Annotated in this window: 11 protein-coding genes; 4 read left to right on the top strand and 7 right to left on the bottom strand. The window is 38.8% G+C overall.

Going from position 1 to position 15,349, the window contains the following annotated elements; all coding sequences use genetic code 11:
• Positions 1-113: 113 nt before the first annotated feature.
• Complete coding sequence (locus NSTC731_RS34780) at positions 114-926, bottom strand: Uma2 family endonuclease (RefSeq protein ID WP_445628913.1); 813 nt, start codon at positions 924-926, stop codon at positions 114-116.
• A 300-nt stretch (positions 927-1,226) separates the two neighbouring features.
• On the opposite strand from NSTC731_RS34780, the gene NSTC731_RS34775 reads away from it, so the two are divergent.
• Complete coding sequence (locus NSTC731_RS34775; RefSeq protein WP_445628912.1) at positions 1,227-2,582, top strand: sensor histidine kinase; 1,356 nt, start codon at positions 1,227-1,229, stop codon at positions 2,580-2,582.
• Between the two features lie 128 nt (positions 2,583-2,710).
• Here the strand turns inward: NSTC731_RS34775 and NSTC731_RS34770 are convergent, their stop codons facing one another.
• From NSTC731_RS34770 to NSTC731_RS34760, 3 genes are all read right to left on the bottom strand, one after another.
• Complete coding sequence (locus NSTC731_RS34770) at positions 2,711-3,295, bottom strand: hypothetical protein (protein WP_445628911.1); 585 nt, start codon at positions 3,293-3,295, stop codon at positions 2,711-2,713.
• Positions 3,296-4,061: 766 nt separating this feature from the next.
• Positions 4,062-4,193 (bottom strand): hypothetical protein, encoded by a 132-nt coding sequence (locus NSTC731_RS34765; RefSeq protein ID WP_445628910.1) that lies wholly within the window; start codon positions 4,191-4,193, stop codon positions 4,062-4,064.
• Positions 4,194-4,279: 86 nt separating this feature from the next.
• Positions 4,280-5,779, bottom strand: a complete 1,500-nt coding sequence (locus NSTC731_RS34760) for a glycosyl hydrolase family 57 (protein ID WP_445628909.1) — start codon at positions 5,777-5,779, stop codon at positions 4,280-4,282.
• 428 nt (positions 5,780-6,207) lie between these two features.
• On the opposite strand from NSTC731_RS34760, the gene NSTC731_RS34755 reads away from it, so the two are divergent.
• Positions 6,208-7,437: a ScyD/ScyE family protein gene (locus NSTC731_RS34755; RefSeq protein WP_445628908.1), complete on the top strand. Its 1,230-nt coding sequence runs from the start codon at positions 6,208-6,210 to the stop codon at positions 7,435-7,437.
• A gap of 157 nt (positions 7,438-7,594) precedes the next feature.
• Here NSTC731_RS34755 and NSTC731_RS34750 read toward each other — a convergent pair whose 3' ends face one another.
• Positions 7,595-8,416: an SDR family NAD(P)-dependent oxidoreductase gene (locus tag NSTC731_RS34750; RefSeq protein WP_445628907.1), complete on the bottom strand. Its 822-nt coding sequence runs from the start codon at positions 8,414-8,416 to the stop codon at positions 7,595-7,597.
• Positions 8,417-9,332: 916 nt separating this feature from the next.
• On the opposite strand from NSTC731_RS34750, the gene NSTC731_RS34745 reads away from it, so the two are divergent.
• Positions 9,333-9,704, top strand: a complete 372-nt coding sequence (locus NSTC731_RS34745; protein WP_445628906.1) for a hypothetical protein — start codon at positions 9,333-9,335, stop codon at positions 9,702-9,704.
• Between the two features lie 128 nt (positions 9,705-9,832).
• On the opposite strand, the gene NSTC731_RS34740 is transcribed toward NSTC731_RS34745, so the two are convergent.
• Together NSTC731_RS34740 and NSTC731_RS34735 are read right to left on the bottom strand one after the other, a co-directional pair.
• Positions 9,833-11,977 (bottom strand): peptidase domain-containing ABC transporter, encoded by a 2,145-nt coding sequence (locus tag NSTC731_RS34740; RefSeq protein ID WP_445628905.1) that lies wholly within the window; start codon positions 11,975-11,977, stop codon positions 9,833-9,835.
• A 578-nt stretch (positions 11,978-12,555) separates the two neighbouring features.
• Positions 12,556-12,741 (bottom strand): hypothetical protein, encoded by a 186-nt coding sequence (locus tag NSTC731_RS34735; RefSeq protein WP_445628904.1) that lies wholly within the window; start codon positions 12,739-12,741, stop codon positions 12,556-12,558.
• Between the two features lie 1,172 nt (positions 12,742-13,913).
• Between NSTC731_RS34735 and NSTC731_RS34730 the strand changes: the two genes are divergently transcribed.
• Positions 13,914-15,245 (top strand): HlyD family efflux transporter periplasmic adaptor subunit, encoded by a 1,332-nt coding sequence (locus NSTC731_RS34730; RefSeq protein ID WP_445628903.1) that lies wholly within the window; start codon positions 13,914-13,916, stop codon positions 15,243-15,245.
• The last annotated feature ends 104 nt before the right edge of the window (positions 15,246-15,349 follow it).

Here is a 15,349-nt window from a genome sequence, read left to right as displayed (position 1 = left end):
TTTTTAATTCGTAATTCGTAATACTCGCCAAAGGCGAGAAGCAAGCTACGTAATTCGTAATTCGTAATGAGGCTTCTGCGTCGCTAACGTAATTCGTAGTTTGTAGTACGGTATTAGATTTCTGGTTCAACGCCGAGCGATCGCAATTGGGCAGCTAGGCGATCGGCTCTTTGGGATTCTTGTTCGGCTCTTTGGGATTCTTGTTCTGCTCTTTGGGATTCTTGTTCTGCTCTTTGGGATTCTTGTTCTGCTCTTTGGGATTCTTGTTCTGCTCTTTCATCGCCACTCAACAACAAATTCCCTTGTAAATCCCACCAACGCAACCAGGGTAATTCCACATTCTGATATTTTCCCTGCCATAAGCCTAATTCAACACCCAAAGCAACTATAGGATAATGTCCTCGTTCATTTGCTGGTAAAATCTGATACTGTCCTTCAATTAGATGATAAACTTCTAGGCTGGCTTTACTCGCTTCATAAATGCCGTAGAAGGCAGGACGAATGACTTGCTCGTAAATCCAAAATTTACCCTTCAAAGGAGTTTTATCTCGTTCTTCACTACCATCCCCAGAGACAAATTCTAAGACAATCAACGGGGCAATAAACTCTCGCCACATCACATAAGAACGTCGGGTTTGTCCATTGAGCAAAAATGGTACATTCGGGACATAAAACCAATCTGGTGCTTCCGCGCCTTTTTCAAGGGGATCGGTCAACCGCCAGTAAATCCCTAAGTCTTGCCCTATACAGTATTCACCTTCAGGATTTAATTGCTTGAGGAGGGGTGTAATAGAGTCAGTTAGTAGGAGGCTTTGGGGATGCTCTTGCCAATTTTTCACGAACGTACCGTTGGACTCAGGAAGTTGAGTATGATCCGGGAAAGGGAAAGGAGCGAGGGCGTTGGGTGGATTGGTTACAGAGGTCATAACGCTACCTTTGCACTCTTCGTAAAGGTTATTTTTAGTTTAGCTTGCGTAGCCCGCACTTCTCTACGAGACGCTGCGCGAACGGCTGCGCTCAGTGACCGTCGTAGACATCGCTTTCTCAATATTCTCCACCCAGATTATAAATTGCACGCCAATTACTTCCAGTCGCCTGAGAAAGATTTTCAGCTTGATAAACCCTTGGTTTTATTAGATACCTAAACTAAAACCGGATTTTGAGGGTGGCAGAATGTAAAATATTAACTTATTCTTTACCTGTCTTTGAAAAAATCAGGGTGTCTAGTGCCAGAAGAATTTAGTTGCCAAATCTCACCGCCATTTTTGTCTGAGGGTAGCGATCGCGATCTTGGTTTAGATTCAACCCTCCAAGAACTACCAATGTATAATTTCTCGGTGGAAATTAGCCACACCGGGATGGAAGTGGCTAGTTTTTTGGACAAATACCCCCTACTACCAGGAGTAATTTTGGTAGAACAGGGACAGTTTATTGGGATGATTTCGCGGCGACGACTACTGGAATTTTTAATTCGTCCATTCGGACAAGAGTTATTTGTTCAGCAACCATTAGCTGTTCTCTACAGCTATGTGCGGACACCGATGTTGCTTGTTACTGATACAACATCGATTTTAACTACAATGCAACTGAGCTTAAAGCGATCGCCAGAATTATTAGCAGAACCAATTGTAGTAGAAACCGAATCTGGCTCTTATAGATTATTAGATGTCCAAGAATTGAATATTATTTCTTGGCAAATTCGGGGAATCGACAATCTGATCCGGTACGAACGCAGTCAAGCCCAAATGATTCAAAATGATAAGATGGCAAATTTGGGGCGTTTAGTAGACGGTGTAGCCCACGAAATTTTAGACCCAGTGGGTTTTATTTGGGGTAACATAATTTATGTTTCAAACTACAGTCAAGATTTACTCAAACTAATCGCAGCTTACGAGCAATTATCATCAGCTTCTCCGGTAATTAATCAGATTAAAGAAGAAATTGAATTTGATTTTTTAGAACAAGATTTATCGCGATCGCTTGCTAGTATTCGTACAGGAGCGGAAAGATTAAAAAAACTCGTTACTAGCTTGCAAAACTTCTGTCATATTGATGAACTTTTTCCCAAGCCCGTAGATTTACACGCTTGTATCGATAGTATTATTTTATTAATTAATAGCCGTCTTCAAGGAGAAATTGAAATCGTCAAATACTACGGTCAATTACCCCCAGTATATTGCTTTATGGGGCAATTAAACCAGGTTTTGATGAGTATTTTAAGTGAAGTTGTGGATACTTTACTCAATGAAGGAGTGCGACAGCAGTTACATTTAGAAGAGACAAAGACTGTTCAAAAACCCCGAATTGAGATTACCACAGAAGTTGTATCACAAGAAGCAAGCAACCCAGATGCACCAGATTCTCGCTGGGTTTTAATTCGCATTGCTGACAATGGCTCTGGAATGTCTGAAGAATTACAACAACAAATTCTAGAGTCTTTTTCTCTGGAAACAAAGAATGGTAAAAATACAGGTTTAGCAGTAAGTTATCGAATTATCACTGTGAGACATGGCGGTAAATTGAATTTTCATTCACAGATTGGTATAGGTACAAAATTTGAAATATTGTTACCTTTGGTGTAGCAATATGCTTTTTAGGAAAATAAGCTAAATGTGAACATTTTCCAATCAATAATTGTTAAAATACTGATTGTTAAATCAGTATTTATTTGTGTTGAAATTATTTTTTTATCAGTTTAAGAGACAAAGAATTAAATAGTATTTAAGGTTTCCCATTCATCCAAAGAAACTTGAAACTCTATATTAACTTGTTCCATAAGTAACTTTTCTGTTTCAAAATAGCCAATTTCAGTAATTTCTCCAGCTTGTGATACATCGAAACGGTAAAAGCCAGCATCTGTTGTATATTGCACAATTCTAACTTCTTTAGGTGGATCTAAGTCTTTTTCTATCCCATCTATACATATACGTCGATATATAGCTCCAGTATATTTATGGTTTTGATTTAAAAAAACACGATACTTGGGTACAGGAAATCTTTGCTTAAATAATTCAAAGAGTTCAAAGAATACATCACATGCTTTTGCTTCGTCTCCAACTTCTTGGAGAATGATATTTTTCCATCCTGCTGTTGATTCATTCCATTTATAATATCGAGCTACCCAGTCGTGGAACTGTGTAAAAGGAGGTGTCTCTTCTCCATAAAAGATCCCATTTTGCGCCAGAGCACAAGAATAGCCACCAATAAATCCATCTAACGCAGTTAAGGAACGCTGTCCTAAATACATTGCTGGTCTTGGTTTAATCATTTCTAAAATTTCATAAATATTTTTCATTTATACTGCCTATTGAAAAACTAATTTACTTGCTTTAGTAAACATTAAATTGTAGGATACGTTAAGCATTACTATAACACTTTTTTAAACTCCCAAATCCTTGCATAGCCGTAACACACCCTACTTAATATTTTACTTTATAAATAGGTTATAAACCTCTTATTCATCTATTAGACTTATTGCAGAGAAGTCGAGAAAAGAGAAAGGGGGTAAGGGGTAAGAAAAACCCTTTCCCTTTAACCTTTTCCCTTTCCCCCCTCTTGCAAAAATACTTTTGCAAAAGGTCTATTTATTTGTAGGTTGTGTTCAAGGATAAAACCCAATATTTACTTTGGCATCGAAATTATAAGGAATATTTTCAGTAAGTTCACTTTAACTTCATCTTTTGACTAAATTCATTAAGGAAAATACTTAAATGCTTTCTCGAAATGCTTGATTGCTTTCTCAAAATGCTTAAATGCTTTCTCATTTCGGTAAATTCAGCAAGCAAAAAGGCATATTGCTTTATCAAAAAGCTTAAATGCTTTCTCTTTTCGGTAGATTCAGCAAGCAAAAAGGCATATTGCTTTCTCAAAATGCTTGATTACTTTCTCATTTCGGTATATCGCGTATTTATTTTGGTAGATTCAGCAAGCATTAATTTGTCGGGTGCGTTAAAACAGGCGTAACGCACCAAGAAATACAGTGCGTTACGGCTAAGGGACTTCAAAATAAAAAAATACTCAATTACTTATTGTGGGGTGGGCATCTTGCCATTGGTGTCAACTTAAGCCCAAACCCTTTTAAAACCTCGTTTCCAGCCAGAGGCTGGAAATGCTGCTCCTGGCGGCTCTGCCGCCAGCAAGGGAGGCAGAGCCTCTAAAACGGCATTCCCAGTCTGAGACTGGGAACGAGACAAATTACTTATTGTGGGGTGGGCAACATGAGCGCCCACCCCACAAGACTGGATAATTTATTTCTTGGAAGTCCCTAAACACCCATTAATTAAAATGTCTTTTGCAGTAAGCTTTCGCCACGTTGATAAATTTCCCGCGCGTAATCAGTCCAAGCACCTTGTCCCCAATAACGAAAACAACTTGTTTGCAGCAAAAGGTTATGTAGAAGAACGTTACGGTATTGAGATTGTCTAGCAATCGGTTCTGCTGAGTCAGTTTGCAGTAATGGATCGATCTTTTGATGAAATAAACTGCTTAATTGATACATGGGAGACAACACATTTTCATATCCTTTTACCCAACTGATATGATTTGTCCACGAGGCTCCATCTAGATGAAAATTAGAGTTCGTTTGCTTTAATTCTTGAATGGCATTCTCTACAGCTTCCGGTTGAATATTGTCTGGTGAAACTCGCTGCCAAATTTGATGTTGTCCCACTGGCTGACAAGTTGGATAATCTTCAGGTGTGCATCCTGCTGCTTCGATTAATTCTAAATATTCTGTACCACACACACCAACAACACCTGATTTTCCTCCTCCATTATTTACCATATCCCACCAAGCTTGTTTAAAAGCGCTCGGAAATTCATTCATCATCACGCCGCCATTTTCACCATCGCCAATTTGGCTAACTATTGGTGGCACAAATACATCCCCAATTTGTTGCTTGGATAATGTTTTTGCTTCATAATAAGGCTGCATCTGAGCAACTAATTTAGTATCGGAACCTTGGGTTTTAATTAAAGCTGTGATGCTAATTGTTTCGCCTTGAGAATTCCGGGCAATTAGACGATGTGGTAAATGTTTATAAGTGAGAGATTGACCAGTAAGAGTTTCTACAGAATGTTCTTGAACAAGTAGCCAGCGATATCCACATTCTTTCAGCGCTTTCACAAATTCAAAGAGAGCATCGGGGTGATTTGGTAGGTGCATTTCTGGGGGCGAAAATCCTTTGACTCGCGCTAATGCTTCCCAGCCAAAAATTGCCGCAAAGTGATGTTGCCATGCAACGATCTGCAATTTAATATCTGCTATGGGTGTGGAAGGAATAACTGCATGACTCCACATTGTACCCAGCCATTCTACATAAGGTTGGTAGGTGCGATCGCAAGTAATCCGTTTGAGGTTATCCAGAACATCACCGCGTCCCATTTGCCGCAGTCCCCACAGCAGATTACCAGAGTAATCCAACATCACACGCGGATTGCAACCTTGACTTACAAGTTCCGGGATGAAGTCTCCCATCCGGCTGTAACAATAGGCAAAAGGATCGGCATTGTGGTTATCCCCTTCATGGGGATGTTCAAACATATATTGCAGATTGCTGATGAGTGTACCACCATTTCCAGCAGGTATAGTTGGCTGGTGCATGTGCAAAGCGATCGCAAACACAGCATTTACATCTTCTAAACGAATATTCGTGGTTGGTAAAAATACTGGTCGATCTTGGTTAACTACAGAGAGAACCTCTGTTTCCCAACCAGAAATATTCGGTAAGCCATCAATGATTTCGGGCAAAGGAGTCAGGGTTGTGGGGGAAGAAAGCATTTCTGATTGCTCCGAAACAAGGTATGTCTAATTATGCGATCGCCCAGCAATTTCTGAACTGCAACTTTATGTATTGATGCAAACTGCGATCGTCTTGTAGTCCCGCACTATAATTCAACAGTTCGATTCTTACACTTGTATAAAAAGCGTTAGAACATATCCAGTAATCCTATTTAATTTTGTTGCTATAAGCGTACATCTGTACGCCCCTATAGCCAATTCATGATGTTGCAAAGATTTTTGGAAATGGTATGATACAACTCAAAATTCAGAAATTCAGATTTCATCTGGCTTTCTGGGTTTGCATCTGTTTCCCTCTTTTAATAAACTGTGAAATCCACAGAAAGTATACACATTAAATATTATTATTTATCAACATAAAATTTTCTCTTCTATGCTTACGCAAATTTAATTTTAGGAGGAGTCTCATGAAACTAAAACAATTTGGAATTACATTTTTGAGTGTTTGTATTGCTGCTTTTTCGGGAATGAAAGCAGCAGAAGCGGCATCATTTTCAGTAATTGCCGATGGTCTTAATAATCCACGGGGTCTAAGTTTTGCTCCTGATGGAAGTCTCTACGTTACAGAAGCAGGAACAGGCGGCAGTGGAGCTTGTGTTCCTTCACCGAGCGTTGCAAACCAATCTTTATGTTATGGCACAACTGGTGCAGTAACCAAAATTGGAAATGGTACGCAACAACGTATACTGACAGGACTTCCTTCTTTAGCATTACCAGATGGTACTGATACTTCTGGGCCTCAAGATATAAAATTTGATGCTACTGGCAAGCCTTATATTGCAATTGGGTATGGTTCAAATCCCACATTTCGCGCCACATTAGGTAACACTGATTTAGGAAAAATCATCACTGCTAATTTCAATACAAATTCCTGGACTAGTGTGACTGATTTAGCTAATTATGAACTTGCAAATAATCCTGATGAAGGCGATGTAATTAGCAATCCCTTCTCTATTCTTTTAGATGGAAATAAGATTGTTGCAGTTGATGCTGGTGCTAATGAGTTACTCACTGTAGGGACTGATGGAAGTAATTTAAAAGCGATCGCCACAATTCCCCGCCAGACATTAACTAATCCAGTTTTTCCCACTGGCGCATCGTCATCGCCATTTGAAATCCAAGCAGTACCGACAAATGTCGCCAAAGGCCCAGATGGCGCTTATTATATTAGTCAATTAACTGGTTTTCCTTTTCCCGAAGGTAAAGCAAAAATCTATCGAGTTGGTGCTGATAATAAACCAACAGTTTATAGCGATGGATTTACTCAACTTACTGACTTAGATTTTGATAGTCAAGGTAATTTATATGCTTTACAGTACGCCAATCAGTCACTCTGGAAAGGTAATCTAGATGGTTCTGTAATTAAGATAGCAAGGGATGGGACTCGCACAACTATTCTTAGTGGCAATGGATTAGAGTCTCCTACTGCTTTGACTATTGGTGCTGATGATGCTATTTACGTGACAAACCGAGGCGATCGCCCAGGACTTGGACAAGTTATCAAAATTGAGAATTCCAAGTCTGTTCCTGAATCTACTTCTACTTTCAGCTTATTAGCTTTTTTTGGCACTGCGAGCCTTACTTTTTTGCACAAGGGTAAAGCCAAACGACTGAAGATTTCGGACAAGTTTGTTTAGGAGACATCTTGCAAAAGTTAGTTTTGCAAGATGTTGGGGAAAGGGGAAAGGTTAAAGGGTAAGGGAAAATTCCATACCTTTTCCCCACTTCTGCAAAAAGTTCAGAAATGCTAAGTGTTGAGTTAGCGAAGCGATCGCTCTCGGTGTCTCTCCTTCTCTACGAGACGCTACGCGAAGGGATAAGTTTTTCAATCAGCCGTTGTCTGCTTGGTGCTGGCGGTGTTGCTATTCGTAAAATTAGCTCTAACAACCAAGGGGCGAGGCGTTGACACAACACGGCTAAATGACTTTGCCATCCAACTAAAATTTCTGATGAATCATTCTGCATTCCGGTGACGAGTGCTTTAGCCACTTGCTGGGGAGTCATGGGGATCACCCAGCGAAATAATTTTAAGTCGCGCACCATGTCTGTGTCTGTCAAGGAAGGCAGTAATGCAATGACGCGGATATTATGTTCGGCTAATTCTTGGCGCAAGGCTTGGGTAAATCCTAAGATGGCAAACTTGGTTGCTGAGTATGTCGCCATCGTTGGTGCTGCAACTTTCCCCATCAAGCTCGATACATTGACAATTGTCCCTTGTCTTTGGCTGGCCATGCGTCGAGCAATCAAACTAGTGAGGTTGTACATTCCTAACAAGTTCACAGAAATTTCTTCTCGAACTTGGGGCATTTTAGATTGCAGAAATGAACTTTGGTATGCGACTCCCGCACAATTAACCAGCAGGTGAATCTGTCCATAATTGCGCCAGAGTTGGGCAACAGCGATATTCACTTCTATTGTCTGCGTTAAATCTAAAGCCACGATCGCAGCTTCCGTACCCATCGCCTCGATTTCGTTGGCTACCTCTAGTAACTTGCGGCGATCGCGTGCTACCAATATCATCCGCTTGATGCCTTGTTGCGCTAATTCGATGGCGATCGCTCGTCCAATTCCACGCGAAGCCCCTGTAATTAGGGCAACTTTACCTTGAATCTCCATTAGTTTTATTCTCCAAAATTTAAGTCTTACCAAACTCCTCGTTATTGCCGATACACACAAGCAAAAACTACTCACTTGTCGGCACAAAGTAAGACAAATAATCAATCGCAATTGAAATCAAACTGAAACTAAGCCTTTAGCAACGAGACATTTCTTGGTTAATCTGCAATCCCTCATAGTTGTCTATATGAGGCAGAAATTTCTCGTTTTGAACCCGTCAAAGCCTAACACACTTGGCTGAATAGATATAGCTCATAGATTTTATTTCTCCTAGATCCGAGCGTTCATCAGCATCGCTGTCATACACACGTTAGCAATTAAATCAAGCTATTGCAATATTCTTTAATAAGAATTTCTTAATACTTCTTAACGACAAGTATATATATACAAAAGATTTTATTAAATAAGTTTTTATGAATCCCTCAGTACCAATATCTCATTTTCCTGACAAATAGCCTTGTTTTAGGAAATTGTGATATTTAATTCATGGTTTAGAAACAAAAAAGACATATAGCATTTTGATTAATGGTTGCAATGGTTAGAGTTTTTAACTCACAAAATTACATCAGTATATTTACTGTTTTATTAAAAATAAAGGTTGATGACCTTTATTGATGGAAAATAATCAAAAATGGCTAGATTGTTGTCTAAAATTATCAGCCAAAACTTTAGAAGAAATAGTAATTTATTTAGGTTTAGCTTTGAGTTCATCAAAGTAATGCTTGAGACTTGCTTTGTCTATAACCAACTTCAATCATTCATTAATAATAAGATCCCCGATTTCTCTAATAAGTTGGGGATCTAACTGTAAGTCAACATGATTCCTAATTGATGATTCTGCCTAAAGTCGTACTCCGTAAATTTACGTAATTAGTAATTATTACCCCACGCTTAAATCGACTTACTCGCAGCAAGGATGGATATCAAGACTGCTCGGTTAAGAATATTTGTAAAACAGATACCTCGAAGTCGTTTTGAGGTACTCCAAAGTCGTTTTGAGGTACTTAAAAGTCGTTTTGAGGTACTCCAAAGTCATTTCGAGGTACTTAAAAGTCGTTTTGAGGTACTTAAAAGTCGTTTTGAGGTACTTAAAAGTCGTTTCGAGGTACTTAAAAGTCGTTTTGAGGTACTTAAAAGTCGTTTTGAGGTACTTAAAAGTCGTTTTGAGGTACTTAAAAGTCGTTTTGAGGTACTCCAAAGTCGTTTTGAGGTACTTAAAAGTCGTTTCGAGGTACTTCAAACTTTATCGCGCCGCGATCGAGTACACAGGTGCGTAGGTGTAGCTTGACTTTTAAAACAGTCGCTACACATTTCTATTTTTTAGGCAAAATCTATGCAGTATTGACACCACTCTCTATTCCCCGTCTAAGTTGTGGTCTAAATACCTGAAAAATGCTAAAAAGCCCATCAGTTTAATTAAGGAGTTAAAAAGTCTAAATGGTTTCCTGGTTGGGCACGCAAATCTTCCACAGTTCCCTGGATTTGTAATTTGCCTTGATTTAATAGCACAATCCAATCAGCACGGACAATTACTCTCGGACGGTGGCTAATCAAAATCGTAGTTTTGCCTTGGCGATGCAACAATAGCTGATTCAAAACTTGAGCTTCACTAACTGGATCGAGTCCAGCTGTTGATTCATCTAAAATCAAAACTGGTGGATCGTTGATAATGGCTCTAGCTATAGCCAATCTTTGCCGTTGTCCACCAGAAATATTTGACCCAAATTCACCTAATACAGTTTGATATTTTTCAGGTAGTTTACTGATAAAATCGTCTGCCTCAGCAATTTGGCAAGCATCGACAATTTGCTCAAAAGTGACGTGAGGAGAACCTAACCGAAAATTATCAATAATAGAGCGACTCCAAAAATGAGCTTCTTGCGGAACAAGGACTACTTGTTGCCGCAAACAATCAAGGGCTAGGTCTTGTAGATTATAAATACCAATGCGAATGTTACCAGAATTAGGCAAGTATAAACCTGCAATCAGTTTAGCAAGAGAACTTTTACCGCAGCCAGATGTACCAATTAGAGCAATAACTTTACCGCCAGGAATAGTTAGGGAGAAATCTTGCAGTAACTCTAGTCTCCCAGGATAGTGAAAGTTGAGATTTGTGCAAATAATATCAGCCTTGTTAGGAATCTTCGTAAAAGGTTTTTTAGTATCGCCTTGATTTTCAGGTGTGGAATCGATAACTTCTGTTAAGCGCTGCGTAGCAGTTTTTGCACGAGTAAATTCATCTATAAAGTTGAGTACAGTACCAATGAATGCTAAAAAATTACCATTCATTCCGTTAAATGCCAGCAGTTGACCGATGCTGAGTTCCTTGTTAATAACTAGGATGCTGCCGAAACCAATCAAACTAATGCTGCCAATACTAGAAACTAAACTAGAGAAGATGCCGTTAATAATTCCAATCTGAACTGTGCGGAATGTTTGATTTGCTAAACGACCAAATCGGTTTTGAAATTCTTCCCAAAACTGGGGAGCGGCGGTAGTAGTTTTGAGTGTCAAAGCGCCTTTAAAGCTTTCAACGAGAACACCTTGGTTTTCTGCATCTAAAACTAAGACACTTCTGATTTTTTGTTGAAGTGTAGGCAGAAAAACAATCGTAGACAAACTCATTACAATCGCAATAATCACACCAACTAAGGTAAGTTTCCAGCTATAGAACAGCATGAAACTTAAAGAAACTGCTGCAACAAATAATTGGCTTGGTAAACTAATAATTGCTTGAGAAATTAATTGATTAATTTGTTGAATATCTTGCAATCTGCTGACAATCTCGCCACTGCGACGCGATTCATAGTAAGTCAAAGGCAACCGCAGAATTGTCCTAGCAAATTCTAGAATTAATCCTAACTCCAGCCGTTGGGCAAAATGGGCAATCAGGTTATATTGAACTAGTTTTAAACTACTTGACACAACATTCATCACCACAACGGCAATAATTACAGTAACAAGAAGCTGGGTGTCACCCCGAACTAGTACATCATCCGTCAGAATTTGAAGCAGAATGGGAGAAGCTAATGAAAGCAGACCAATAATTAAAGCGCAGAGAAAAGCCTCGAATAGTATGCCTTGATAAGGCAATACACGCCGTACAAAGCGCCCAAAGCCGTCTATTTTGTCATCAGGTTGAGCATAAAAGCGAACCGAATCTGGCTCTAATAAAAGCATCACTTTATCTGACCAAGCCTCCGTTAACTCTTTTCTAGAGACATAACGGATATTAACGGCTGGATCGGCAACTATATATTTCTTACCTTTTTGGCCATACAAAACAACCCAGTGGTAGCCTCTCCAGTGAATGATTGCTGGCAGTGGCGCTTGGTTCATCTTGTCTAATATTTCATTTGATGCTCTGACTGAGCGTGCATTAAAACCAAGAGCCTCGGCTCCCCGCCTCAGTCCTAACAATGTTGTTCCTAGTTGACCAGTGCCTACCGCTTCCCGGATGTGATTTAGTGTAAAGTTGCGCTGGTAATGTTTGGCAATGGAAGCAAGACAAGCCGCTCCACAATCTTCTTCACTATGTTGTGTAACAACTTGGTATTTCATTTCGCACTCCAATATTTATATCGTGACAAAACCAAAAAAATAGCAGGGTCTTATCCCTGCATGGTTAAAAATTTAGCCCATAGTTTAGTCGCACTATGGTTTTAATACTTAGACAGACTATCGTATTTTGATGCTCAGAGGGCTGTAACCAGCAACTTATGTTAGTTATTTTGAATTTACTTTGTTAAATAAAAGTTGATACAAACTGTATTAATTTGTACTATTTTTACCTATCTTTAAGATCGATCAAAAGTTATGGATATTGTGAACGAAAAGCCCAAGTAAAGTGTTATTGATAATCACCACTAGCAATTATCAATAACACGTTGTTAACTTTTTTAAAGAAAAGTAGATGGATAGGAATAAACGTATGTTAGGATGACTGCCATAGAGAAACAGCTAATGGCTACTAGGATTAAGTCGATTAGCAATTAAGCCGCACGTAAAATTAATTTAAACTGCGTCAACAGTGTAAATTACTTGAAACGTGAACTTTGATCCTGAGTAGAGACACGTTAATCGTGTCTTTACGTTTATTATTTCCCTTCTACTGAACTTCATACAAATTGCCTATTGCCCTAGTTGTCGATATAAACGCTGTTGTAGTTGCTAGCATATGCAGTTGGATAAAAACCTTTTGCTACAGCAACAGCAACTTGGTTTGTTTTTACTACATTTACATTAATATTGGGTCTGTTAAAGAAACCACCAGACAGATTGGCTTCTTCGTTGGTGGTTAATGCAGTAAACAATGTGCTTTCCATAGTTTTAGTTCTCACTTGATTGTTGAGTTTTAGATAACATCACACTACATTCATCAATGCAAACAGCGCATTTATGAATGTTTTTGTGTTGTTAAGGAAATTATATGAGTGAAACTAGTGTAATAAAACAACTATTTCCTAAAGAAATGTGTATTACAAGTTCTTAACAAACATACTACTTGGCTAATAATTATACTATTTTCACTGTTTTCTGAAAAAACTGTGAATTTTATTCTCTTTAAATAGATAAATATTCTGGATTGAATTGTATGGCAAAAATATATATGCGTATAAAGATTTTCTGATAAATAATGTCTAATTTTAGACTAAAATAAACAAGAGAATTAACGTATTAATACTATTATTGAGGCACAAAACCTTAAAGAAAGAGTATCAAATCAGTTAAATAGTATTTTCTTATACAAAATCGTCAAAAAGCAAATTTAGAAAACTTAAAAATTTTACTTAATTTTTTGTATCACGTATTATCACGCAAGTATTCTTTTTTTTGTACTTTGCTTATACAGAGTCTATTGAAAATAGCATAAAAGATTGTAATAACAATGCTTTTAAACTAGCTTAACTACTTATTAATTAGAAAATAAAAGAAAAATTTTTCTCTCTATTATAGAATTTTTTGCAAGTAAATAAAGAAAAGGTAAAATTTTAGAAGAAAATTATAAAGATTTGGTCTTTTTACTAAAAGCCACTAATTGTTATATAGACTTAGGCTATGGATCGGTTTTTAGCTATTGCTGATGGAAAAACCTCTAAGACAAGCGGCTTATCTTCTCCCAAGGGAAGAGGATAAGAAGACTAAGCTTTCAGAGGATGTTTGAAAAGTTGCAAAGTATACTAGAAAACCCTTTACAAACCTCTCCCAAAAGGTCGAGAGGCTTTGAAATCCTCCCTTTTCTTCTAAAAAAGGGAGATAAAGACGTTAGATTTATGGGGCTTAGATGTTAGCACTAATACTTTTCAAACAACCTCTCAGAGTGATAAAAGAGGCTCCTAAGTTGAAAATGCTTGTTCAATAAATATCTATATATATAGATGTAATGTCGCTTTGCATTTTCATACTTGGTAGTGTACGAAGTTCATAACTATCACCTTCTTAGACTAGCTAGCTATTTGCTAAATTCTTTGCACAACCAAAATATTTTTTAACGTATATGCTTATTGACCCCCAACCGGACTTTCTCCGCCCAGTTGAAAGCGACGAATATCTTCCTCCGATTAGCAGTTGGACAAGGCTGGGAGGGATATTTTTAATTGGAAGTGTTGGCGCTGCCTTCGGACTTGCAAGTGTCATTCAATACAACATAGTCGTGAGAGCAGATGGTACTGTCCGTCCCACGGGAGAAATACGGTTAGTGCAAGCAGCAGTAGAGGGAACGGTTAGAAGCATTCGGGTGAAGGAAAATCAAGTTGTGAAAAGGGGAGATGAGATTGCACTGCTCTACGACACCCAATTACAAAGTAAAAAAAGCCAAATTGCCGGCAATATCCGGCAGAATCATTTACAAAGAACGCAAATCGATGCACAACTAAGAGCGCTACAGAATCAAATCACAGCTGAATCCAATTCTATGGGACAAGCGATTATCTCTGCGCAAGCCGATCTTAGTCGTAATCAACGGGATTATGGAGACAAGCGAATTACCAGTAAGGCAGAAGTGGATGAAGTAGAAGCCTCTGTAGAGTTAGCAAGGGAAGAACTGAAGCGATATCAGCAGTTAGCAAAGACTGGAGCGATCGCAACTCTACAGATTAAGGAAAAAGAACAAGCTTTCAAAGCTGCACTTGCCAGATTAGAAGGGATTAAAACTGGACTCAATCCCACTAGCGCAAATGTGGAGATCGCCCAAGAACGCATTGCCCAAGAACGGGCAAAAGGTGAGTCTATGCTTGCGGCATTGAACAAAGAAAGACAAGAACTGATTGGGCGTCAAGTAGAAATTCAAAATCAAATCAGCAGCGCTCAAGAAGAGCTAAAACAACTCTCAACAGAACTGCAAAAAACTGTAATTCAGGCTTCAGAGGCAGGTACTATCCTAAAACTAGAATTAAGGAATCCTGGGCAAGTTGTTCGTGCTGGGGATGCGATCGCTCAAATTGCTCCTAGTAAAGCACCTCTGGTCATCAAAGCCCGTGTTGCTGCTTCTGATATTAGCAAAGTACAGGTGTGTAAAGTCGTACAAGTAACGAAATGTTCACAAGGGGAAGTACAAATGCGGTTTTCTGCCTATCCGTACCCAGATTACGGCATCCTCAAAGGAGCTGTTAGAGCTATAACCGCCGACGCTATTACATCTCAAGTTAACGGCAATCCAATTGCGCCTTACTATGAGGTGACAATTGAGGCAGAGAGACCTTATTTAAAAAAGGACAATAAATCCTATCCCATTCAACCGGGGATGGAAGTTACAGCTGATATCATTTCCAAAAAAGAAACCGTAATGACATTTATTTTGAGAAAAGCAAGGTTGCTAACAGATTTGTAGGCTTTTTCTTGTATTCCACGCCATTAAGAATCACTCAGGATTTATGCATTAGACCTCTTGCACGGTTTTAGATCCCCCCTAACCCCCCTTAAAAAAGGGGGAAC

The organism is Nostoc sp. DSM 114167 (assembly GCF_052692655.1).
This window is presented reverse-complemented; position numbering and strand designations above follow the sequence as displayed.